Raw genomic sequence first — 21609 nt, 5'->3', positions numbered from 1 at the left:
GGAGAGCTACACAAATGATCGAAGATGCCCCACAACCCACATCATCCACAAAACGGATGGCGGTCGCCATCGCTTTGCTTTCGGGAATAAGCCTCGGCGGCTGCGCCATGCTTCCCGAAACCGGTCCGCTCAAATCCGTGAAAACGTCGGAACAGTATGAAAGCGCCGCTTCCTTTTCTGCGCCCGCCGGCAACTGGCCCGCCGAAAACTGGTGGCAGTCCTACGGCGACCCGCAGCTCGTCACCCTCGTCGAAGAGGCCCTGCACGATGCGCCGGATATCGCCGCCGTCGCGGCCCGCATGCGGCGCGCGGAAGCCTTCATGAAGGTGTCGCGGTCGGCACTGATGCCGCAGGTGAGCGCCAACGCCTCGATCGCGGAACAAAAGCTCAGCTACAACTACCTCACCCCCCGCAACATGACCCCGGACGGCTGGCAGGACTACGGGCAGGGCACCATCAACCTGAATTGGGAGCTCGATTTCTGGGGAAAGAACCGGGCGGGATTGGCCGCCGCGTCCTCAGAGCTTGAGGCAAGGCGGGCGGAGGCGGCCCTGGTGCGCCTGAACATCGCGTCAGCCATCGCCACGAACTACTCGGAGCTCGCAAGACTCCACGCGCTGCGGGACACCGTTACGCGCACCGTGGAGATCCGGAAAAAGACCGTCGAGCTTTTCGCCGAGCGTTTCGCAAACGGCTTGGAAACCCAGGGGAGCGTGAGCGAAGCCCGGGCAAGACTCGCTGCGGCCAACGGGGAGCTCCTCTCCATCGAGGAGCAGATCGGCCTCACCAAAAACCGCCTCGCGGCACTGGTCGGCGCCGGGCCGGACCGCGCCCTCTCCATAAAACGCCCGACGGTGAACCTCGCCGGGACCTTTTCCCTTCCCGCGCAACTGTCAGTGGACCTCTTGGGGCGCCGCCCCGACGTCATCGTGGCGCGGCTGATGGCGAAGGCCCAGGCGCACCGCATCGACCAGAAAAAGGCGGAGTTCTACCCGAACGTCAACCTCTCCGCCTTCATTGGTGTGCAATCACTCGGCCTCAACATGCTCACCAAGTCGGGATCCGACATCGGCGGCATCGGCCCGGCCGTTTCCCTTCCCATCTTCACCGCGGGACGCCTGCAGGGGGAATTGCGCGAAAAAGTCGCGGCCTACGACGAGATGGTCGCCAACTACGACGCCACGGTGGCGCACGCCCTCGAGGACGTCGCCGGCACCGCCCTGAGCATGAAGGCGCTCGCCGCGCAGCTGGAGCAGGGGAAGGAGGCCGTCGCGGAAGCGGCCGAGGCGCACAGGGTCGCCCGCAACCGCTACGAGGGGGGGCTTGCCAACTTCATCGAAGTCCTTTACGCGGAAGATCTCCTGCTCAACAACCAGCGCGTGCTCACCGCCCTGCAGTCGAGGGCCTTCACCCTCGACGTCGCCCTGCAGCGCGCCCTCGGCGGCGGATACCAGCACAAAAATATCTAAAAGAGAAGGATGCCGAAATGTCTGACACAAAGAAAGCAACTCCCACGGATGTGACCAAAGCAAACCGTCGCAAGAAGCTCCTCATCGCACTTGCCGCAGTCGTCGTCATTTCGGGCGCGACCGCCTCGGCTTACGCCCTTTTGTACGGCTCGAACTTCATCTCCACCGACAACGCCTACACCGCCGTCGAGGTGGCCCAGGTTACCCCGTCGGTCGGCGGCACGGTGAGCCGCGTGCTCGTGACCGATACCCAGGCGGTGAAAAAAGGGGATGTCCTGGTCGAGATCGATCCTACCGACGCGAGGCTGGCGCTCGCCCAGGCCGAAGCCGACCTCGGAAGGGCGGTCCGGCGCGTCCAGGGCTTCATGGCCAACGACGGCAGCCTGAACGCCCAGATCACGGCGCGCGATGCCGATGAGAAACGCGCGGCGGCGCAGCTTGCCTCGGCAGAAGCGGACTTCGAGCGGGCACAGATCGACCTGAAACGGCGCGAAGCGTTGTCCGCCTCCGGCTCCGTTTCCGGCGATGAATTGACCCGGGCCCAGAACGCCTTTGCCGCCGCCAAGGCGAACCTCGACGCGACCCGGGCCGCCATCGCGCAGGCCCGCGCGAACCGCAGCACCGCGGTCAGTTCGCGCGAGGCCAACGCCGTCCTCATCGCTGGAACCACCGTGGAAAGTAACCCCGAAGTGGCGCTCGCCCGCGCAAGGCGCGACCAGGCGGCCGTCGACCTCGAACGCACCGTCATCAAGGCGCCGGTGGACGGCATCGTCGCCAAACGCCAGGTCCAGGTAGGGCAGCGCGTCCAGGCGGGGATGCCGCTTCTTGCCGTGGTCCCCGTGCACGAGATGCACGTCGACGCGAACTTTAAGGAGGTCCAACTCAAAAAGGTGCGCGTCGGCCAGCCGGTCACCCTGCATGCCGACATCTACGGCAAGGGAGTCACCTACCACGGCGTCGTCGAAGGTTTCTCCGGCGGCTCGGGATCCGCCTTCTCTGCCATTCCGGCGCAAAACGCCACCGGCAACTGGATCAAGGTGGTGCAGCGCCTTCCGGTCCGCGTAAAACTCGACCCGGCGGAACTGCGCATCAGCCCGCTCAAGGTCGGCCTTTCCATGACCGCCGAGATCGATACCCGCAGCAAGCGCTGAACAGGACCTGAACATGCAAGAGCAGACTTCATCGCACGCGCCTTCCGGCGCTGAAACCCAGCTCTCCGGCGGGATGCTCTGGATCGCGGCGATCATCCTCGCCGCCGCCAACTTCATCGCCGTTCTCAACATGACCATCGCCAACGTGGCGGTCCCCAACATCGCCGGGAGCCTCGGCGCGACCCTGAGCCAGGGGACCTGGGTCATCACCTCCTATGCCGTGGGCGAAGCGATCACGGTGCCGCTGACCGGTTGGCTCTCCGCCCGGTACGGCGCGGTGCGCGTCTTCGTTTGGGCCATGGTCATGTTCGGCGTTTTCTCCGCCGTCTCGGGACTCGCAAACTCCCTGGGGCTCCTGGTCGTCGCCCGCATCTTCCAGGGCTTTTCCGGCGGACCGCTCATGCCGCTCTCGCAGACCTTGCTGATGCGGATTTTCCCGAAGGAAAAGACCGCGGCCGCCATCGGCTTGTGGTCCATGACGACGCTTGTGGCGCCGGTCCTCGGCCCGATCCTCGGCGGCTACTTCTGCGACGAGTACAGGTGGTCCTGGATCTTCTTTATCAACCTCCCCATCGCCTTCGCCGGCGGCTTTTTCGCCTGGCAGCTCTTGCAAAGCTACCGCGAGCCGTTGCAGCGTAACCCCATCGACCGGATCGGCCTCGTGCTCCTCATCATCTGGGTCGCCGCCCTGCAGCTCATGCTGGACGAAGGGAAGGATCTCGACTGGTTCGCCTCCACGAAGATCGTCACCCTGGCCATCGTCGCCGCGATCGCCTTTGCGGCCTTCCTCATCTGGGAGTTCCACGAGGACCATCCCATCGTCGACCTGAGGGTGTTCCGCCACCGCGGCTTCACCGCCTGCGTGCTCACCATAAGCCTAGCCTTCGCCGCCTTTTTCGGCGCGAGCGTGTTGACCCCGCTTTGGCTGCAAAACCTGATGGGGTACACGGCGACCAAGGCGGGCATCGCAACCGCCGGGACCGGGCTTGCCGCATTTTTCGTCGCGCCCCTGGTCGCCCAGCTCTCGACCAGGGTGGACGCGAGAAAGCTCGTCTTTGGCGGCGTAATCTGGCTCGGTATCGATACCATGTGGCGCACCGTCGCCAACACCGACATGACCATGTGGAACGTCGCCCTGCCGCTCATATTCATGGGCTTCGGGCTGCCGTTTTTCTTCATCCCGACCACGGGACTCGCGCTCGCGAGCGTCGAAGAGCGTGAGATGGACTCCGCCGCGGGGCTTATGAACTTCCTGCGCACCCTTTCCGGCGCGTTCGCCACCTCGGTCGTCACCACCACCTGGGGAAACCAGATCACGCGCAACCATGCCGAACTGGTCGGGCTTGCCGACGGCGACCAAAGCGTAAGGGGCATGCTCGAGGCCTCCGGCGCTCCCGGCGACGCGGTGAACCAGGTCATCGACTACATGATCACCGGCCAAAGCGTCATGCTGGCGACGAACCAGCTCATGCTTGCCATAGGTATCGCCTTTTTCATCGCCGCCTCCGTCATCTGGCTTGCCCCGAAACCGACCCGCGTGGTGGACCCGTCCGCAGGGGGGCACTAGGGTAGGGGGGCGCCGCCCCTGCCGGGAAATAGTTCCGTCGTCTATAAACAGGAAAGGAAAAGCCATGTTCAAACACATCCTCGTACCAACCGATGGTTCGCCACTATCGGTCGACGCCGTCGTGCGTGCAGTCTCCTTCGCCAGTGAAGCCGGGGCACGCATAACCTTTTTCTGCGCCGTGCAGCCGTGGCCCAAGATGTACTACGGCGAGGGGGCGATCTTCGACCCGCATCTGCCGGCAAGTTTTCGGGAAGCGATGCAATGCACCGCCGAGGACGTCCTGCATGACGCGGTGCGGCGGGCCCGGGAAGCGGGCGTCGACTGCGACAAACTGACGCTGGTAAGCGAAGAGCCGTATCAGGCGATCATCGAGGCGGCCAAGCGAAGCGGGTGCGATCTCATCTTCATGGCTTCGCACGGCAGAAGAGGCGTCAAGGCGCTGGTGCTGGGAAGCGAGACGCAGAAGGTGCTCACCCATTCCTGCATCCCGGTTCTCGTGCATAGAAGCGAAGCGTAGCAGGCGGTAAAGACGGGGGGCATCGGTTCAGGTGGACTGCCGTAGGCAGGGTCGTAAGGGGGAGTTCCATGGAAACATCGAGGCTGTGGCTTTACATCGTGATCGTCCTTGTCGTGCTCTCCGTTTTCGACGTCATTCTCGTGGCCGAGTCCGGGCAGGATTTCCTCGGGAGCATCGTGCACCTGCTCTTCAGGCATTGAGGCGACATGCTGGCGAAAATCATCATACTGGGAACCGTCATTTCCTGGGCCGTACTGGTACTCATCTGCTTTCTGCCGCGCAGGAAATGAATCATTTGGAGCCGGTCGTGAAATGTGCTATTGCTCATGCTAATAAAACCCGCGAGGAGAACCGACGATAGCATGGCCAGGAAGACGGACGCGAAAAGGCAGCATATCATGACGGTGGCGGCCCAGGCTTTCCAGGAACTGGGATTCGGCCGGACCACCATGTCGGAGATCTGCGCCCGGGTGGGCGGTTCGAAAGCCACTCTCTACAACTATTTCGCCTCGAAAGAGGAGCTCTTCTTCGAGATCATGAACCTTTCCACCGAGGCGGAATTCGAGGCGGTGCACTCCGCGATCGACCCGTCGACGGAAAACATCGCCGCTTCGCTGCGCAACTTCGGAGAGCGTCTGCTCACCGTCCTTTATTCACCCGAAGTCCGCGCGAGCAGGCATCTGGCGATATCGGAGTCCGGCCAGACCGAGCTGGGGCGCCTGGTGTACGAGCGCGGGGTGCTGCGCAGCCAGAAGGTGGTGGCGGACTTCATCAGGGCGGCGATGAGTCAGGGAAAGCTGCGTCAGGCCGACCCCGTGGTGGCGACCAAGCATCTGCACAGCCTGCTTGAAGCGGAACTTATCGACCGCTTTCTCTTTCAGCTCTCCGGAGCGATCAGCACGGAGGAGATCAGGGCAGTCACCGCCCGCGCCATAGAAGTCTTCATGGCCGCGTACGGGGCAGGCAGCCGCGCTTGAAACGTGAAAGGCTCCGACCGACGCATGATGCGCGGGCCGGAGCCTTGGTGATTCAACGGGCATGTCGCCTGATGTAATGGGTGACCTCTCTCCTACAAGCGCTTGTTCAGCGCGGTGAAGTACTTCTGCTGGTATCTGACCGCCCTCGGCCGGTCCGGATTGCGGTACAACAGCTTAGGTTCCCTGGATCCCTTCATCATCTTAAGAAGGGCCGACTCCCTTTCCGCCATCTCGTAGTTCACTGTCTCTTTCACGTAATCATCGATCCGCTTCTCCACCAGCTGTGAACGCCACTCTCCCGGCCTCAACGCATTCCTGTTCATGACGATCTGCCACTCGTCATAGTCCTTTATCCTCGCCTCGAGATCCAGGGTAGGCTTCATGGAAAGACTGAGCGATTTGACCAGGAACTGCTGCCTGGGCGGCGTGCCGTTCTTGTTCCCGTTCGCAGCCTCCCATACGGAAGTCCAAAGCTCCGCCGTCTTGGTCACCAGCTGCTTGTACCTGATCGAGTCCTTGCTGTACTTGTTGATCGTGTAGATCTGGCTCACGATCTCCGACCGCTTCTGCTCCTTGTAGCCGGAAAACTCGATGACGTACTCGCTGTTCTCCTGCTTTATGAATTTCTGGAGCCTCTTCTCCATGTTTTTGCCGGTCTTGTCCCGCTGATCCAGGTTGGCCGCTTCGAAGAGGTTCTGCACCATGTCCGCGAGCTCGGTTACCATCCGGTCGTGGTCCTTGGCCTTGATTGCCGTCACCGCCCTGGCGCACCGGTTGCTGATGTTCTTCTCGGAGAAGTAACCAGGCTGGATCATCAGTTTCCAGTAGTCGTGGCGCAGGGCGAACCTGCTTTTGGCGATGAAGTCATCGTAGCGCGGCGCGATCACATCCACCATTTCCGCAGGGAGCAGGAAAAGGACGTCGTCGGCGAATCTGTCGAAGATGTCGACCGGAAACTTCTCGTGAATGATGGCCCCGGTATCCTGGTCGAGCTTTATTATGATCGGCTGGGCTGCATCGGTGGGGACCAACAGATCGTCATCTTTTGAGTCGGCAAAACTGTCGGCGGCGGTAAAGAGGCTCACAAAAAGCAGGACGAGTAGCAGGAGTCTTTTCATTTAACACCCTTCTTATCGGTATCTCAAAGCGTTGTTCAGTTCTTCGTAGGTTTCACCGTATGCGGCAGCGCTGTCGATGCCGAGTTCCTCGCTGCAGTCCACCACCGCGTACCTGTAGGCGACGTTGGACGCATACCCTTCCAGCCGATATTCGGCTTTTTTGTACGCAACGCACTGGTCCAGCTCGGTGTATCTTGCCTTCCCTTTTATGTTGACGTTGTACCTGTTCTTCAGTGGGTTGTCTGCCGGATCCTGTTTGTCCTTGTCCTGGACAGGCGTCAGATCCTTGGTTTCGACGACCCTCACGCGCTTTGCACCCTTGGGGATCGCCTTTTTATCGTTCGTGTAGTGTATGCCGTTCTTGTCTTCCCACGAGTAGTAGTTCTCCGCTGAAAGGGAAGGGCTCGCCACGGCAAGTAACAGCACCAGAGCTATCAGAAGTCTCAGCGTTTCCATAAGGCAGTACCTTTCAGCTTCCACACTGTGTGAACTAGAGAGAAATCAGTCCCCGAGAACAGAATACATATATCTTAATTTGTCATAAATTGCCAGGAAATAATTAAATGTGATCAATGCCTTGCGGGAAATCCGGCGAGATAGGATGGGAAGTTCTTCAATGAGTGCAGGGGGTAAGGTTGGTTCAGGTGGTCGCCTTGAAACGCGAAAGGCTCCGACCGACGCATGACGCGCCAACCGGAGCCTTGGTGATCCCACTCGGTTCAGCTTTTGTTATTTAGCAGCAGGCACCGTAGAGGATTTGATAGCATCGACATCAGCCTTGGCCTTTTCCTTGACGGCCTTTGCATCAGCTTTCGCTTTGGCTTTTGCCTCTTTTGCTTCCTTGGCCTTAGCTTCTTTGGTTTCCTTGGCTTTTGCCGCCGCATCAGCCTTTGCTTTCGCCTTGGCCTCTTTGGCCTCCTTAGCCTTGGCAGCCGCATCAGCCTTCGCTTTTGCCTTGGCCTCTTTTGTTTCCTTGGCCTTGGCAGCTGCATCGGCCTTTGCCTGCGCCTTGGCTGCTTTTGCGTCGTTTACTTTTGCCGCAGCGGCATCGGCACCTTTTTGTACATCCCCGGCGGCGGTGGTTACCGCAGCAGGGACATAAGTCGGGGCGGCAGCGTCAGCAGCAAACACAACAGCGGCAAAGGAGATGGCAGCCAGGCCGGCAACCAATGCGGACAGAACTTTCTTCATGTGTAATACCTCCGGATTTTTTTAGATGACATCACGATGGCGGGCCGGACCGTATCTTCTGTCAGAGAGTGGGATCAGTCTTGGCGCGATGAAGATACTAAGGAGATTCACGGTGGCGGGCACATTGTGATGTCATTGAGGTATACCCATTTCACTCTCAAGTCAATAGTGCGGGTTTTCTTTAAGGCACAGTCCACTCGAAACTCTGCATCCAGTTCATCCCTCCGTCGCCGCCGTCGGAGCCGTTGTACTTGTAGGTGAACTTGAGGGGCATGCCTTGTTCCAGAGGGACGGGAAGCTTCACCGAAAAAGGAAAGGTTCCATCCAATTTGACCTGGCGCGGGATGACGAAGCACGCCTTGCGGGCCCCGGCCTTGCCCGCCGCATCGACCGCCGTGATCCAGATCTCGATTCCCTCCATGAAAGCGTAGCGGACGTTCTTTCCCATGCCCTCCACGACCGATTCACCGGCCTCCTGCCTGATTTCCCAGGCGAGGTTCATGTCGAACTGCGCATAGCGATAGGGTAGGTTGTTCATACGTTCACCGTTCACCTCGATCATGGGAAAGCTTCCCAGGTCGTCTTGAAGATCTTTTGAAATTGCAGTGGCGCAATGGTGCATCCGTCCAAAAGGTTGTCGAAATTCAGGGTAAAGCCGTCGATGTTATTCAGGTCGAACCTGAACTTGGCTCTTACAAAGAGATATTTGGATGAGTTCTCATACGTCGTCACATCTGTTGGTTTGATGGTGTCGGTATTCGTCCAGATGTTGAGGTTTATATTCTTTGAACTCACGACCTTTGTTTTTGCCGTTTCTTTGGGGTAAAGCCACAGCCATATGGAAAACTCTTCATGCACCTTATCGTTGCCGCCAACGTTGAAAACGGGGAAGATCGGCAGAAGAAGCGGACCGACGGAATAGGTGTAGTCATAAATGACTTCAGACAAGGCTTCGACGGTTATTGCTTCGCATTTGTAGGTATAAGCGGGAGGGCGGTTGCGGGAAGCGCTGCTGTTGCTCTTTGCCCATTTCTCTCCATCACTCGGAGCGAGGTACCCCCATTTCATCAGAGCAGAACAACCTGTGCAGGTGAGAAGGAAGATCGCTAAAAACATAGCTCCAATACTCTTCCGAAGCATGCCGTCGCCCATAGATCACCTCCGCCCCATCGCTCGAAGTCTCAAGGCCAGCCCAAGTTCTTGGATACTTGACACTATCTTATATTATATGCTCGTCATTTACAGCGATGAACTGCGAGGGGAAGAAGCCCATGTGGAGCAGGCTCAGGTACTCCGTGTTGGGATCAGAAGCCGAAAGGTAGCCACAGACCGTCTCCTGCCCGCTTACCACTACCCACAAATACAGGGGCAATTCACCGGTGACTTCTTGAGGACCCATCGATCCCTGTTCCGAGTAGACATATATGAACCCGTGATACCCGTACTTCTCCTTTACGGTGTATCTGATGAGAGAGACGTTCTGGCCTGCGTGGGGCGCCAGATCGTAACCTGCGTCCCTGCACACCGTGGATTTTTGACTCCAACTCGGCTCAGTGAAATCAGTGGGCAAGATCGCAGACGTGATGACGGGAGCTCCCTCCGCCTGGAAAGCGTACTTTGCAAGAACGTCTTGCCCCGGATTTGAAGTGCCGCCATCCTGATTGCCTCCGCAACCGGAGATAAGGACGGCAAAACATACTGAAAATATAAAATATCTCATCTGACTCCTGGTCTCGTAGGTACCTCGTTGGGTCGAGGGACCGCTCTATAGCAGCAAAGCTGCTTCAACGTCCTTTTCAAGGTTTTCCGGGGTAGTCGTCGGTGCATAGCGTTCCAGCACCTTGCCTTGTCTGTTGACGAGGAACTTGGTGAAGTTCCACTTTATGGCCTCGCTCCCGAGCAGCCCTTTCGCAGCCGTCTTCAGGTACTGAAACAGCGGAACAGCATCAGGGCCGTTGACATCGATCTTGGCGAAAATGGGGAAGGTAACGTCATAGGTCAGGGAGCAGAAGTTTTGTATCTCCGCAGCATCGCCCGGCTCCTGAGCGCCAAATTGATTGCAGGGGAAACCGAGCACGACGAACCCTTGGGAGGCGTATTTCCGGTACAGAGCTTCAAGCCCCTTGTACTGTGGGGTAAAGCCGCATTTGCTGGCCGTGTTGACGATAAGCATGACCTGACCTCGGTATTCGCCCAGAGTCTTGGTCTCTCCGCCAGATGTCAGTACCGGTATCTCATATATGCTCGTCATGGTGGCGCTCCTTGCCTTTGGGGTGGAGACCTTCCTTCCTCGATCGCCTCCTCCCGGAATTGTCATAAGTAACTGAATGAACTTAAGAACGTCCCCTCCTGTCCACTAACTCTTTTTCATTCAACCATTTAATACCATGTACAATAAAATAAATCGCAAAAACGATCAAAAATAACTGTAAAACCCCCATATTAACCTCCTCACTGGGAATCGGGCAAAAAAACAGAAGTCTCCCTAAAAGGCTTACGTCCACCACGCTCTACAAGTATCTGTCGCCCTGACAGAAAGCCCCTGCCGGTTGGTAGTCAGTCACCTTCCGGCAGCCTGTACGAATAAAGTCTGAGACCCAAAGCGGAAACTGTGCGATAAAGCAAAATCGGACTCCAACCGGACACATTTCCAGCAGACTTTGTGTGCCCGGTTAGGGTCTACCCTATTTATCCCTGGCCACCCTTAACCCTGGGTCGCATCTGTGATCTCTGCCAGTAAACCAGCAACAGCGGCAGTCCAAGTTCTCTGTCTCCCAAGCAATGTGCGCACCTCGTCGGCCCGCCGAAACGCCGACTCGCGATCTCGCAGCATCCCCTCGATCTCGCGCCCCCACTTCTCGCTGTCCTGCACTGCATCCCCTGTCATCGGTACCACGAATCTGCTGGATTGCTCCGGTTCGAGAGCCTCGTTCAGTAGTGCACCGAGCCCACTTTCGCCGCTCACCAATGCGGGGGTCCCTGCATTGATAGCCTCCAACCCCACGAGACCAAACCCTTCAGAGCGCGACGGCATAAGAAGAAGGCTTGCGCGTCGGAGATCAGCAGCAAGGAGTTCTTCATCGGCAGTATAGGGGCGGACGAGTACTTGAAGAGCAGGATTCCCTGACCATTCTTGCAGTTTTCGCCGTAGATCGTCCGAGGTATTAGGCAGAACTCCGCGAACAACAAGTTCAAGAGGAATCGCGGCGCCCCTACGTTCAGCCGCAAGCCCGACGGCACGGGCCGCAATATCTAGCCCTTTAAGGTTATCGTCCTCAAGGCGTCCAACCAGCAGGATCATCCAAGGCGCTCCCGGCGGCGGCGTGCGGGGCTCTTGCAACTCCAGATCGAATCCAGGGTCCAGGCGAAGGGGAGCCGGAACTTCATACGGTGAAAGATCTCGCAAATATCGGCTGAAAAGGCGGGGTCCCACAGCAACAACTCGAAAGGCATCGCGCCCCAAGCTGAGTTCCACCTGTGTGCGATCCTCGGCTCTGGCTCCAGAATCGTCACCCCGATCAAGCTTAAACCACTCAATCTCATCGGGGGCCATGTGCACGAAGTGAAGCCGCTTTGCAGCCGGGAAGTGGTCGTCGGCTAGGACCTTTGCAGCCGGACCGGTTACACGGCCGTGACCGATGATGATTTGGGGAACGAAATCATGAGGGAGTTGAGGCTTGCGCATTAATGCTACATGCTCCGGCCCTCCCGGCGTGTGGGTTGCCCCAACGAGAGTAACACCCTTTTTTTCCTGCATTTCTCCAGAAGGTATATCGAGCACAAGGCAAAAAACCGTTGCTCCGGCATCTGCCAAAGCGCAACAAAGCTGGCGGTTGAACGTACTCAGTCCGCCGTGTCCAGACGACCATTCGGTCGCGACGGCTAGTACACGGAGGCTGGCGTGATGCGCAGGCTGCAGATTCGCTCCGCGCTGATGTTGAGGAAGGACAGGTGGGCTATATTGAGGTCGGTAAACGTTCGCGTCAAGACCGGTCACAGCCGGAGGGAGAATCGGAGCCATCAAAGCTGGATTTGCCTCACCAACTGTGGAAACTCGATGATCCCATTCCCTAAACAGTGAGGCTCGGATACCGGCTTCGACGGTTGGAGCGTCTGCCCCAAGGTACACTGAAAGGGCCGTCGATGCGTCTCGGAACATGCCATTTTGCAAGGCGACTAGCGACACAAGCCAATTAATCCCGGCTCGCACTTTCTGCCGAATATCGGTGAGGCTTGCCAGGACCGTCTGGGCCTTTCCCGGCTTTTCAGCCCCCAGCCAGCCTAGTGTTTCATGTATGGCTAGGTGGAGATATTTCGGGAAACGCGAGCGCACGCGTTCAGCTTCCTCGGCGGCTAGCAACCACTCTCCTTGATGCTCAAGAAGCAGCACTTCAGCAAGCGCAACAACAGGGTCAAATCCGCTCTTTGCGCTCGCCCAATCCCGCACACGTTGGAGCTGATCAGTGCGGGGCCAGGCAGCGGCAATAGAGAGTGCCTCCGCTACGAGACGGATTTCATTTCCACCTTTGATGAGTTCAGCCCCTTCTAACAGAGTTTCGATAGCATCTTCGACTTCTCCACGGTGATCAAGACATGCCCCTAGCAGCTGATAAATGCTGAAAAGGGCTTTATCAGGATGAACCCTTAATTTGGCTTCCCTTAAGGCAGCGATAGCACAGTCCAGCCCTTCGACTTCGCGAACGAGTTGCCCCCACAGCACCCATGGATGGGAGTGGTCCTGGCCTTCCGTTGCAAATCGTGCATGGGGGAGTGCGTTCTCGTAATCACCCGGAGCGTTGCGGGCTTTTAGAAGCTTCGCAAGGGCAAATTCAACACCCGCTGGACCCGGCTGCTCAAGGTAAAGTTCAAGGAGCGAGATCTGAGCGTCACGTTCGGTGTCGCTTGCTGGTTTCCTAGCGTTCCACCCAAACCTTTTTTGGATGTAACCGCTCACCCCACGCATTACCTCACGAAGGTCTGCCGTCGCTTCTGCCGCAGCGAGGTGGTGGCGTGCACCGGCGAGACGACGGGCAACCTCTGCATCGCCAAGGGGGGTCCGGTCGACTGTTCGTAGTGGCTGAGCGTACCATAGCCCTACGCGCCGATGTACCCCACGCCAGGCCTCCGCGTTTCCACGCAGCAGATGAATCTCAACTTCCTTGATGACTGGATGGAGTTGATAACGGTTGGCGTGACCTCTCAACAGATAGCGATCTCGAAGCTCCCCTAAAGGGCGACGAACATCACCAAGGTTCACTCCTATCGCCTGCACAAGCTCTAATTGTGCGGGCTCGCGCAACACGGATAAGCTCTGAAGAAGTTCCGCTGCATCGCTAGAAAGCCCCTCAGACGCCTTCACCAGCAAGTTTCGCTCTATTCCATCAAGCAAATGGTGCTCAATCGGAGCCTCTGGAACATCACTGGGTGGACCAAGGAGCTCTTCGAGAGAGAACCGGCGGAGCAGATGCCCAAGCAACCGGAGTACGCGTGGGTTTGCACCAAGCCGGCGCACCACCTCTATCCTTCGTTCAGCGGGAAATTTTTCTTCCGCATCAGGAGCTTCGATGGCTTGGAGAACGATGCGTTGCTGATCCTCAAATTCCTGTGGTGCTTCAAGATGAGCTGTGTGAAACGGCTCTGTCCATCCAGGATCGAGCTCCCTGTTTGATATAAGCCAAAGACATCCCCTGACTCCACCTCGCCTCGCAACCCTGTCAAAGTTTGTATCAAAGGGTGCCACTGGCCGCCCCGTCACGGGATCAAGGAGGCGTTGAAATTCATCCACGGCAATTAGGACGCCGCTACCAAGAAGTAACCCAACTGCGGCACCAAAGCTGGGTTGTCTTTCAACGGCTGCCACCAGTTCGGCATTGCCGATATATTGCAGCTCACCGATGAGCAGACTTAACAGTTCTTGATCAAAGTCTGTCGGATCAAGAGGAACGTCAATCACAATGGCAGGAATGCCCATGCCTGTCGCTCGGGTAACGAGCGGGCGAACAACCTTGTCTGTCTTGCCCAGCCCAGAGAAACCTGTCAAGACGGCTGCGCTTCTTCGGTCCACCTGCCAAGCATTCCAGAGACTAGCGGCCACTTCCTGGCGACGTTCACCATCGAGTCCTGCAATAGCATCACTCATCATACATCTCCAAAAGATAAGGTCTTCCAGACGTCTGAACTACCCCTTCCCATTCTGCTGTACGAACCAACACGATTCTGTCCATATCACTTTGCCCACGGTGGCACGGTATCTCGTGGTTCTACTTCCACTGCCCCTGCATCGCTATCGGGATTCGTTACCATCCCCCGATTCACTTTACGTTGGTCAGCGCGCTCCCTCCTGACTGCCTGAATCTTCGCATCCAAAGTAGTGGTGGGGACGTAGGTAACATATGTAACTTATTAATCTGGGCACTGTCTTAGATGCGCCAAATAATAATACGCTACATTTGTTACCTACGTCCCTCAGCGTCTATGCCGAGGCTGATGCCCCTGCGCTACCTAAATAATCGATGGTGTTATCCACCTCTTTTAGCCTTTCGCAAATGACTTGTGACATATCGAGTGCGACAGGCCTGATGTCTTGAATCATGTGACGAATCTTCTTCCTTATGTCATCGTCATCCTCGTTGATCATTTCCGATGCTACAAAAGGATACTTTCTCTTGTGCAGCACCAACCACTTCTTCCCTGCAGGTGCCTTGTAATAGTCGGATTTTTTCGCGGCTTCGTGTATTGCATCCCTTATCGCCTCGTCGCACGGCGAAATCACGGCATTGAAGTCGGCTGTCTTGTCTGTCCAATAATATTCAATCTCGAAGAGGAATACCTCCTTGTTAGGCCACCCTTCGCCACCTTTCGGTAGCAATTCCTCCAACTCTTTTGTTGTGAACCTCACGTATCCCTTATTTCGGGAACCGATAGCAAACCCTGCGGCCGTTACCTCCTCTTCAAAGAAGCGATACAACAAGCTGGCTGGGTCGGGACGGTTCTCGAAGATGAAGTCGAAAGCTTCTTTATGAGCGTTGTAGACCTTGAGGGCCAGTTCGTTCAGTGTGTCGTTCATGAGCAACTCTCGTTTTATGGTGGTGAGGTAGTCGGAAAGGTAAAAGCCAATCTTCTGACTTATGCTGTTACTGTACAGCTTCAATATTGAACCGATAATATCTGCTATCTGCACATAGGAGTAATTAATATAGTAGGAGCGCGACTCAGTGTCCTGCGGATCAGTACCAAAAGGAGTCAGGTAAACGTAATGACGCTTTTTCGTGGCGAAGCTCTCGTCAGCTATTTTTCGGTAACGTCGTAACTGGTTTGAGTGGTCAACAGTGTCAACCTTGTTCTCGACGATAATCACGTCATCCTTCAGGATGATCAGGATGTCGATGTTCCTCCACTCTCTGCGTATCTCTATGTTGTTGAGGTCCAAATAATCGGCGTCGAAAATGGTGCGGTCAGGGTATTTGCTTTCGGAGAAGACGTCCCGTAGCAACTTTCGTAGCACGATGTCCTTGAGCCCATGGTTTTCGCGTGGGTCGAGGATGTAAGCTATGAAGTTGGAGTGTCTGAGTTCCTTCCGTTCTATTGATAATGCGCGGAAGATGTTTGGCTCCCTCAGGGAGAGCTCTAGCTCCTCAAAAATCTGGTCTGTTATAATATCTGCACACTTGCTGTCCATCTATTCCTCAAGATAATGTTTTTGACACTACTTCACCGGTTTTGAGATTTCTGGGGCCAGGCTTGCAATGTTGCAAAGTTGACGATCGGCGACATCAGAGAGTGCAACTTTGCAAGTCTGATCCCAACTCCCCCAAATCTCAGGAACGTCCCCAGATGCTATCTTCCGTTAAACTCCCCATCTCACAAATTTGCATTCCGGATAATGACGGCAGACAGCAGCTTCTTGTCCCTGCCGTTTTCCAGAGAGTGTCCGAATTCTTCTCAGCGGCTGACCACAGAGTTCACAACTCCCCAGGTCCTTCTCTGCAACTTTGTCAATCCTGCGGTCGCGTAACCACCGCCCTACATCTTTTCGCCTATATGCTAGATACACTCCTGCCAATGATAGAAGAGGGCCGATTATCCAAGTGTGTTCCCTGATCATTCTTTCACCTCTTTTACAACCAGATCTTCAATCTCTCGCGCGAAACTGGCATAGCCGCGTAAGGTGAGAGGTGGGGCTCTGAAGGCAGGCTTATAATAGTGCAAGATGCCTGTCTGTGACACCAGAGATTGCAACTTTGCAAGCGTAGCCCCAGTTTCCCCTTCTAAGGCATCAGGACAATAATGCTTCGTGTCAGGGGCTGCCCCCTTTGGATTTGACTACAAGAAAAATAATTCCACCACCAAATGCTGCAAAGGCAGCGGCAAATAGATAATGGAAAGTAATGCCCCTCCAGAGGCTGGCTGATTCATTTATCTCTGCTTTTTTCGGTTCCTGGCCATCATAGACCACTGGCACGGTAGAACCCAATGAATAACCACATGCGCGGGAATGGTAAAGTGATTCAAAAATTACAGTCTCCCCTGTTGTTGTTATGAAAGTTACGACTGGCCAAGTCTGAGGATTCTTGCCTCTTGTATGCTTGTAATCAACAATATAGCCCTGTGTCTTATTGCCAGAATTGACCAGTTCTATGTTTCTGGCCAAACGCATTGTCACCTTGCTTCCAGTATACAGCCCTATAGCTATGAACACAGTGCAAAAAAGACAGATAAACACCTTTAACGCCATTGGTTGTTCTTTCATATCTACCAATCCCTTGGGCTGTACTCAATATCGCAATGTCGGGGCAGGGGGGCGTAGTCGTTTGTTGCCTTAACCTTCTACGGCCTTTCGCTACTCAACTGATCAACTCCGTTCCCTTAGCTCGGAATCCAATATTAGTTTCAGTGGTCTGATGTAGACGTGGTGAGTTGAGAGTTGCTCTTTTTTATCACCGGTGGTTATAACTCTTAATCTCTCAACTACGTCTAGTAGTTCTTTTCGGGCTTTGCTTTCGGTTGTTCTTCTCTTGACCTCTCGGATTAGCCTATCTATTGCCTGGTCTGTATTTATCCCTAAATCCAGGAGACAGATTATCTTGAAGTATGACGTTGTGTCCGGTAGCCCCCTGATCCCTTTTTCTAGTTTTACGGCATCTTTTAGTATGCTACCCCACTGTGCGGGACCATACTGCTGTCCACCATTGATAGGAACAGTGCACTTGATCTCAATGACTGTTTTACATTTCTCAAGCACAATGTCATAACCGTTACTATTAGGCTTGGTGTTTTCTATTCTCTCTATTAATTCATTTCTGTCGTTATCGGTAAGATTAAAGAAGTCACAAACCCAATCTGCACACGCCAAAGTCAATTTCAAGGTCATTACATTATTGATGTCGGATAAAGCTGTCTTCAGTTTTATAAGGTTATCAGGAGTGAATGTGTCAAAATAAGAAATATTCGTACCGGTAATGCTCTGGAGAAAGTTATTCATCCTAGCACGAAGATCTTCGGACCGCCGGTAAATGATTGTCATCGTTGGAGCCTTCTTTAGCACATAAGCTTGATATGATATCTTTGCCGCTATCGCAGCGTGAGGGGCAGGTATTTATTTTTGCTCTTTTTCTTCCTGTTTGCTGAGAGTTTCGGGCGAATCGCCGAGTTCACCAAGAATAAAGATAGAATCTCATGCTTCTTAAGTGAGAGGTGAAGTTGCTGACTTGCATCTTTTTGGGGCATGCAAATCTCAAAACTTCAACAACCTCCCTTAGGAATGCTATTGAACCTGCAGTTGTCCCGCTGTACATTCGCCTTGTTCAAAGAGGATCATGTAAGAGAGTGTCTTGATCTCAAGAGAAGCGGGAAACTCAATGGCAAACCCCTTTCCAGTTTGACCGGGCAAAATCGAGGATTTCTGGGGTCAGGCTTGCAATGTTGCAAAGTTGACGGCGGTCACATCAGAGATTGCAACTTTGCAAGCCTGACCCCAGCTTCCCACAGTTTTTCTCCTATGAATCGTCAATGGTTAATCAAGAATAAGACCTTATCCTCCAGCCCTCTCAGTTACCCCAACGCGTCGGCCACAGCATCATGAAAATCGATCTCGTGCACAAGTTGCACGTTTCTGCCTGTCTTGCGATAGCTGACGGCCGCTTCAACCTTCCTGCCATAGCAGGCATAAGCCCAACATGGATTCCCTTCGGCTCCAACAACCAAATAATCGACCTTCCCGGTCATGGAATCAGTAAAATTGCCACCCATCTGTTCTACTATTTCCTTCAGCTCTCGCCTCTTGTATTTCGTTGATGCACCGGTGAAGCAGAACCAGGAGTCCTCAAACTTAATATCAGGGGCAAATGAGCATAGACCTGTGATCTGCCCGCCCATGAGCACTGGAGGATTCGTTATGGTTTTATCGTCTTCTATTTGGATAAACTCTGAAAACAGCCTCTGTAGGAGACGTTGTTCTTTGTCGTCGATTTCACCATCACGCATAACGCCAGAGATCAAAGATTCAACCTCGTCATAAGGCCAACATGTCTTTAGGTGGTCATGCTCGTAAAGCCAACCCATCAGTCCTGTGAGTTCTGCTTCCGTAATTTTACCGTCCGCAAGGATACCGCCGAGGATGCCGTGTAGCCGCTGCATGTCGTTGAGTACGCTCTTTACATAATCCCCTTTGGTGTCCAGCCTATTGCAGAGCCAAAGGACATCTAACTTCTCTTCTTCAGTTAGCACTCCGTCAGCCAACGCAGTGTTTATAACTGGTATCAATTCATTGAACGGGTGCAGGTGTCGCACGTCATCGCAATGCCTGATCCATTCGGTGAGAAAGATCACTTCTTGCGCATTGATTACTGAGTCAATTGATATTCCTTCTAGAATCCCGACGATGGTTTCCAGGGACTTGTTCAATCTTGAAATTAGTGAAAATCCAAAATATTCTTCGTGGTCAGAGTGCATAAGCGACCTCCTTAAAAGCTATATCACTGATATTGCTCTCTTGAATGGATACTCTACTCGTTCGGCTAATGGGGCCTTCCACTGACGGCTGATGTAGTTGATTTGTTGACTTAGCTTTCTCCGGCTCACGCGCTACTCAACTATCAAATCCGTGTCCTTAGATCCTCGAGGGTATAGAGGCCCGCCCATGAAATTATGCGTTACCCATTGCCATAATCACGGAAGAAACGCATGAAAACATGGTTCATCCTGAAATCATGGGCATCCCTTATGTCATCCAGCTAAATCTGACTGGGCTTGTCATCATGGTGACAAGTGCAGGTGGGGCTGTAGGAGCCGTCGCAACACACGGCCCTGCCGTCGGAACAGCCGCAGACGCCGCCGTGCCAGGAACAGCAACCCCGCCGACCGAGTTCGTCTTTTCCGGACGTGGAGGCCTTGCAAAGCTCGTAGTTTGCGGGCGAAGGCGCCAAGATCGATTCGGCATTCTCGGGTGCGGTCAGCACAGAAGGCAAATCCGCAGCGAAAGCGGTACCGGCGGAGAGAATAACTGTGACGGCGAGCAGAGCCACTTTTCCCATTTGTTCCTCCTCAATGAGTCGTTCCACTGTCATAGCTGGTCAGCTATGACGATTAGGGCAATATAACCCAGCTGCCGGTGCAAGAAAAGATTTTTGTGTGGCAATTAATTATTGGGTACTATTTGCCCCGTTCCATACGGTCTGGTTGTTTCACGGGAGTAGCGACAGCTCTATGACTATGAGGCAGTTTTTGCTTGGTGGAGAAATGGGGGGGGAGAGGGGTTTAAGGGGCCGCTGTTGAGTTTGTTGACTTGCTCAGAGAGGCGGTCTTGAGCAATAACTCAACAAAGCCAACAACGTCCCCTTGTTCCTCTTAGTTATCACTGAATATTGGGTTACGCCTCTCTCATTTTTCTGATCTTAGAGCGATTCGCCATGAGGCGGCTGCAAAACTCTTCTTCGGTTAAAACTGTTTTCCTGGGATCGTGCACCCCAATGCTGTGAGTTAGAACTTCATCCCCGGTAGCCAAAAGATCGTCGGCAAACCCAGCTGACAACAAGGCTGCTTCATATAACCTATCGAGCAGTTGCTGATATTCCGGCGACAAACGATCATACGACTTGCCTTGCCACCACAATGTCTGACTGCTTTGCCATGCTTCATTTCTTGTTTGGCCAATAGCCTTGGCTTCTTGGCCTGACATCATGCAGATCCGCTTTTGCATTTCAGGGTCCTCAAACTTAAATGCCTGAAGCGGTCCCTCTAGACATGCACATTCAATATTATCTAAGACAAAAACACGTGGCGTAAAATTTGACAGTTTTCCGCCCAAGCCCGTTGTATAGCCACCTACATCCATAAAGCACCTCATAGTTCCTAATCTAAGGGGACGTTCTTGAGATTTTGCCCAACAGCTCAAATGATATGCAGACTTGACTGCTCCCTTGCCTAAGACTTTGTCGCAATTACATAAACATGCTTTTCCGGAAACTGGTCCAACTCCAGGTGCATCACTGTCAGTCCGTTCTCTATCAGTGCGGTCAGATTGTCATTCATGCCAATGGAGCTGTAGTAGAATTCATCCTCCTGCCACACATCGGTATGCTCGCCGGCCGCATTGCCGAAGGTGTATATCAGGACGCCGCCTTTTTCGAGTAGAGAACAGAGCTTGTCGATGACCGGCCGGTGCATTCGTAACGGCAGGTGAAAGATGCTGTCCCAGGCAATGATAAGGTCGAACTTTTTGCCGGTTTCCCATGTGCAAATATTCGCCACCAGGAAGGAACAGTTTGGATGATTTTCCATCGCCAGAGCTATCATTTTTTCAGAGACATCTACGCCTGTTACGGCAAATCCGTGCTCTTCCAGCTTACGGATGATCCTCCCGCCTGCACCGCAGCCGACATCGAGTGCGGACTTGCCGCCTGATACGAACTTGAGAGCCAGGTCAAGTTGTTTCAATCCGTATTGAGAGTCGCGATGGTTATCGTGCCACCACTGGGCGATCTTGTCGTATTTTTTGCCAAGCTCTTTGGGATTCATTTTGGGGGCGTCTCGGGACGATGAAGTTTGACTTTGCCGCTAAGAAGGGGATGCCGAAGTCGCAGTGCGACTTATACCATAGATCTTTAATGATTAGAAAGAAGAAATGGGATGATTGTTAATTTGAGCGCGCCGAACGCCGGCGTGAGGGGCACTGATGGCGTTTGCGGAGGGGGGAGGGCAGGGGCGAGTGCCGCGGCGGCTCCTACTGCCAACTTGGCCTCGCCATCATGGACATGGTTGGTTTGAAATCGTTTTTTCTGAATTCAAATCGAGGTTGCGCGAGTTGAAATCATTTTTTTGCTTTTGAAACGCGAGTCGACGGGTTTGTTTTTATTTTTCCACGGTTCAATTTTACTTTCTGGATTTCAAACGTCGCTTCCCGAGTTTCAAATCGTCTTTGCATGATTTGAAATCGTCTTTTCGAAAAACAAACGATGCTTCCGGCGTTTGTTTTTATTTTTTTGCGCGAAAACTTTTTTTCCCGAAGTTCAAACCAGGCTCCCGCGTTTTGAAATTATCTTTGCGCGATTTAAACGCGCCTTCTCGAAGTTTAAACTCCGGTCGACGTGTTTGTTTTTATTTTTCCGCGCTTCAATTTTTGT

General features: G+C 54.3%; 20 protein-coding genes. 6 read left to right on the top strand and 14 right to left on the bottom strand.

Going from position 1 to position 21609, the window contains the following annotated elements; genetic code table 11:
* Positions 1-14: 14 nt before the first annotated feature.
* The 6 genes from E8L22_RS15605 to E8L22_RS15585 all read left to right on the top strand — a co-directional run bounded on the left by E8L22_RS15605 (position 15) and on the right by E8L22_RS15585 (position 5681).
* The gene (locus tag E8L22_RS15605) at positions 15-1469 is read left to right on the top strand and encodes an efflux transporter outer membrane subunit (protein ID WP_136526023.1); all 1455 of its coding nucleotides are present in this window, start codon (positions 15-17) and stop codon (positions 1467-1469) included.
* 17 nt (positions 1470-1486) lie between these two features.
* Positions 1487-2620: an HlyD family efflux transporter periplasmic adaptor subunit gene (locus E8L22_RS15600; RefSeq protein ID WP_136526022.1), complete on the top strand. Its 1134-nt coding sequence runs from the start codon at positions 1487-1489 to the stop codon at positions 2618-2620.
* 13 nt (positions 2621-2633) lie between these two features.
* Positions 2634-4187, top strand: coding sequence for a DHA2 family efflux MFS transporter permease subunit (locus tag E8L22_RS15595; RefSeq protein ID WP_198420175.1), 1554 nt, complete (start codon positions 2634-2636; stop codon positions 4185-4187).
* A gap of 64 nt (positions 4188-4251) precedes the next feature.
* Positions 4252-4704, top strand: coding sequence for a universal stress protein (locus E8L22_RS15590; RefSeq protein ID WP_136526021.1), 453 nt, complete (start codon positions 4252-4254; stop codon positions 4702-4704).
* A 68-nt stretch (positions 4705-4772) separates the two neighbouring features.
* Complete coding sequence (locus tag E8L22_RS21900) at positions 4773-4904, top strand: hypothetical protein (RefSeq protein WP_281282981.1); 132 nt, start codon at positions 4773-4775, stop codon at positions 4902-4904.
* 162 nt (positions 4905-5066) lie between these two features.
* The gene (locus tag E8L22_RS15585) at positions 5067-5681 is read left to right on the top strand and encodes a TetR/AcrR family transcriptional regulator (RefSeq protein WP_136526020.1); all 615 of its coding nucleotides are present in this window, start codon (positions 5067-5069) and stop codon (positions 5679-5681) included.
* Between the two features lie 92 nt (positions 5682-5773).
* Here E8L22_RS15585 and E8L22_RS15580 read toward each other — a convergent pair whose 3' ends face one another.
* From E8L22_RS15580 to E8L22_RS15510, 14 genes are all read right to left on the bottom strand, one after another.
* Positions 5774-6799, bottom strand: coding sequence for a hypothetical protein (locus E8L22_RS15580; RefSeq protein ID WP_136526019.1), 1026 nt, complete (start codon positions 6797-6799; stop codon positions 5774-5776).
* Between the two features lie 12 nt (positions 6800-6811).
* Complete coding sequence (locus tag E8L22_RS15575; protein WP_136526018.1) at positions 6812-7255, bottom strand: DUF4124 domain-containing protein; 444 nt, start codon at positions 7253-7255, stop codon at positions 6812-6814.
* Between the two features lie 273 nt (positions 7256-7528).
* Positions 7529-7990, bottom strand: coding sequence for a hypothetical protein (locus tag E8L22_RS21590; protein WP_198420174.1), 462 nt, complete (start codon positions 7988-7990; stop codon positions 7529-7531).
* A 181-nt stretch (positions 7991-8171) separates the two neighbouring features.
* Positions 8172-8552, bottom strand: coding sequence for a hypothetical protein (locus E8L22_RS15565; protein ID WP_136526017.1), 381 nt, complete (start codon positions 8550-8552; stop codon positions 8172-8174).
* Positions 8549-9142: a hypothetical protein gene (locus tag E8L22_RS15560; protein WP_136526016.1), complete on the bottom strand. Its 594-nt coding sequence runs from the start codon at positions 9140-9142 to the stop codon at positions 8549-8551. The genes E8L22_RS15565 and E8L22_RS15560 overlap by 4 nt, the downstream gene beginning before the upstream one ends.
* A 67-nt stretch (positions 9143-9209) precedes the next feature.
* Positions 9210-9710, bottom strand: a complete 501-nt coding sequence (locus tag E8L22_RS15555) for a DUF4830 domain-containing protein (RefSeq protein WP_136526015.1) — start codon at positions 9708-9710, stop codon at positions 9210-9212.
* 45 nt (positions 9711-9755) lie between these two features.
* Positions 9756-10241 (bottom strand): glutathione peroxidase, encoded by a 486-nt coding sequence (locus E8L22_RS15550; protein WP_136526014.1) that lies wholly within the window; start codon positions 10239-10241, stop codon positions 9756-9758.
* Positions 10242-10694: 453 nt separating this feature from the next.
* Positions 10695-13961 carry a glycosyltransferase family 4 protein gene (locus E8L22_RS15545; protein ID WP_198420173.1) on the bottom strand — a complete coding sequence of 1089 codons (3267 nt, stop codon included), beginning with the start codon at positions 13959-13961 and terminating at the stop codon, positions 10695-10697.
* 501 nt (positions 13962-14462) lie between these two features.
* Positions 14463-15668, bottom strand: a complete 1206-nt coding sequence (locus tag E8L22_RS15540; RefSeq protein ID WP_136526012.1) for a PDDEXK-like family protein — start codon at positions 15666-15668, stop codon at positions 14463-14465.
* Between the two features lie 618 nt (positions 15669-16286).
* Positions 16287-16739 carry a DUF3592 domain-containing protein gene (locus E8L22_RS15535; protein WP_136526011.1) on the bottom strand — a complete coding sequence of 151 codons (453 nt, stop codon included), beginning with the start codon at positions 16737-16739 and terminating at the stop codon, positions 16287-16289.
* 102 nt (positions 16740-16841) lie between these two features.
* Complete coding sequence (locus tag E8L22_RS15530; protein ID WP_136526010.1) at positions 16842-17513, bottom strand: hypothetical protein; 672 nt, start codon at positions 17511-17513, stop codon at positions 16842-16844.
* Positions 17514-18040: 527 nt separating this feature from the next.
* A complete protein-coding gene (locus tag E8L22_RS15525) occupies positions 18041-18940 on the bottom strand; it encodes a BRCT domain-containing protein (RefSeq protein WP_136526009.1) in 900 nt (299 codons plus the stop codon).
* A gap of 916 nt (positions 18941-19856) precedes the next feature.
* Positions 19857-20321: an NADAR family protein gene (locus tag E8L22_RS15515; RefSeq protein ID WP_136526007.1), complete on the bottom strand. Its 465-nt coding sequence runs from the start codon at positions 20319-20321 to the stop codon at positions 19857-19859.
* An 89-nt stretch (positions 20322-20410) separates the two neighbouring features.
* A complete protein-coding gene (locus tag E8L22_RS15510; RefSeq protein WP_136526006.1) occupies positions 20411-21004 on the bottom strand; it encodes a class I SAM-dependent methyltransferase in 594 nt (197 codons plus the stop codon).
* Between the last annotated feature and the right edge of the window lie 605 nt (positions 21005-21609).

The organism is Geomonas ferrireducens, assembly GCF_004917065.1.
GTDB classification, from domain to species: domain Bacteria; phylum Desulfobacterota; class Desulfuromonadia; order Geobacterales; family Geobacteraceae; genus Geomonas; species Geomonas ferrireducens.
The sequence above is the reverse complement of the archived record's forward strand: the minus strand, read 5'-3'. Positions and strand labels throughout refer to the sequence as shown.

Excerpts from the sequence above, each read along its gene's own strand:
- E8L22_RS15575 (WP_136526018.1), bottom strand. The coding sequence starts at position 7,255 with ATGGAAACGCTGAGACTTCTGATAGCTCTGGTGCTGTTACTTGCCGTG.
- E8L22_RS15550 (WP_136526014.1), bottom strand. The coding sequence starts at position 10,241 with ATGACGAGCATATATGAGATACCGGTACTGACATCTGGCGGAGAGACC.
- E8L22_RS15565 (WP_136526017.1), bottom strand. The coding sequence starts at position 8,552 with ATGATCGAGGTGAACGGTGAACGTATGAACAACCTACCCTATCGCTAT.
- E8L22_RS15515 (WP_136526007.1), bottom strand. The coding sequence starts at position 20,321 with ATGGATGTAGGTGGCTATACAACGGGCTTGGGCGGAAAACTGTCAAAT.
- E8L22_RS15540 (WP_136526012.1), bottom strand. The coding sequence starts at position 15,668 with ATGGACAGCAAGTGTGCAGATATTATAACAGACCAGATTTTTGAGGAG.
- E8L22_RS15525 (WP_136526009.1), bottom strand. The coding sequence starts at position 18,940 with ATGCACTCTGACCACGAAGAATATTTTGGATTTTCACTAATTTCAAGA.
- E8L22_RS15555 (WP_136526015.1), bottom strand. The coding sequence starts at position 9,710 with ATGAGATATTTTATATTTTCAGTATGTTTTGCCGTCCTTATCTCCGGT.
- E8L22_RS15545 (WP_198420173.1), bottom strand. The coding sequence starts at position 13,961 with ATGGGCATTCCTGCCATTGTGATTGACGTTCCTCTTGATCCGACAGAC.
- E8L22_RS21900 (WP_281282981.1), top strand. The coding sequence starts at position 4,773 with ATGGAAACATCGAGGCTGTGGCTTTACATCGTGATCGTCCTTGTCGTG.
- E8L22_RS15600 (WP_136526022.1), top strand. The coding sequence starts at position 1,487 with ATGTCTGACACAAAGAAAGCAACTCCCACGGATGTGACCAAAGCAAAC.
- E8L22_RS15560 (WP_136526016.1), bottom strand. The coding sequence starts at position 9,142 with ATGGGCGACGGCATGCTTCGGAAGAGTATTGGAGCTATGTTTTTAGCG.
- E8L22_RS15595 (WP_198420175.1), top strand. The coding sequence starts at position 2,634 with ATGCAAGAGCAGACTTCATCGCACGCGCCTTCCGGCGCTGAAACCCAG.
- E8L22_RS15535 (WP_136526011.1), bottom strand. The coding sequence starts at position 16,739 with ATGAAAGAACAACCAATGGCGTTAAAGGTGTTTATCTGTCTTTTTTGC.
- E8L22_RS15580 (WP_136526019.1), bottom strand. The coding sequence starts at position 6,799 with ATGAAAAGACTCCTGCTACTCGTCCTGCTTTTTGTGAGCCTCTTTACC.
- E8L22_RS15605 (WP_136526023.1), top strand. The coding sequence starts at position 15 with ATGATCGAAGATGCCCCACAACCCACATCATCCACAAAACGGATGGCG.
- E8L22_RS15530 (WP_136526010.1), bottom strand. The coding sequence starts at position 17,513 with ATGACAATCATTTACCGGCGGTCCGAAGATCTTCGTGCTAGGATGAAT.
- E8L22_RS21590 (WP_198420174.1), bottom strand. The coding sequence starts at position 7,990 with ATGAAGAAAGTTCTGTCCGCATTGGTTGCCGGCCTGGCTGCCATCTCC.
- E8L22_RS15510 (WP_136526006.1), bottom strand. The coding sequence starts at position 21,004 with ATGAATCCCAAAGAGCTTGGCAAAAAATACGACAAGATCGCCCAGTGG.
- E8L22_RS15585 (WP_136526020.1), top strand. The coding sequence starts at position 5,067 with ATGGCCAGGAAGACGGACGCGAAAAGGCAGCATATCATGACGGTGGCG.
- E8L22_RS15590 (WP_136526021.1), top strand. The coding sequence starts at position 4,252 with ATGTTCAAACACATCCTCGTACCAACCGATGGTTCGCCACTATCGGTC.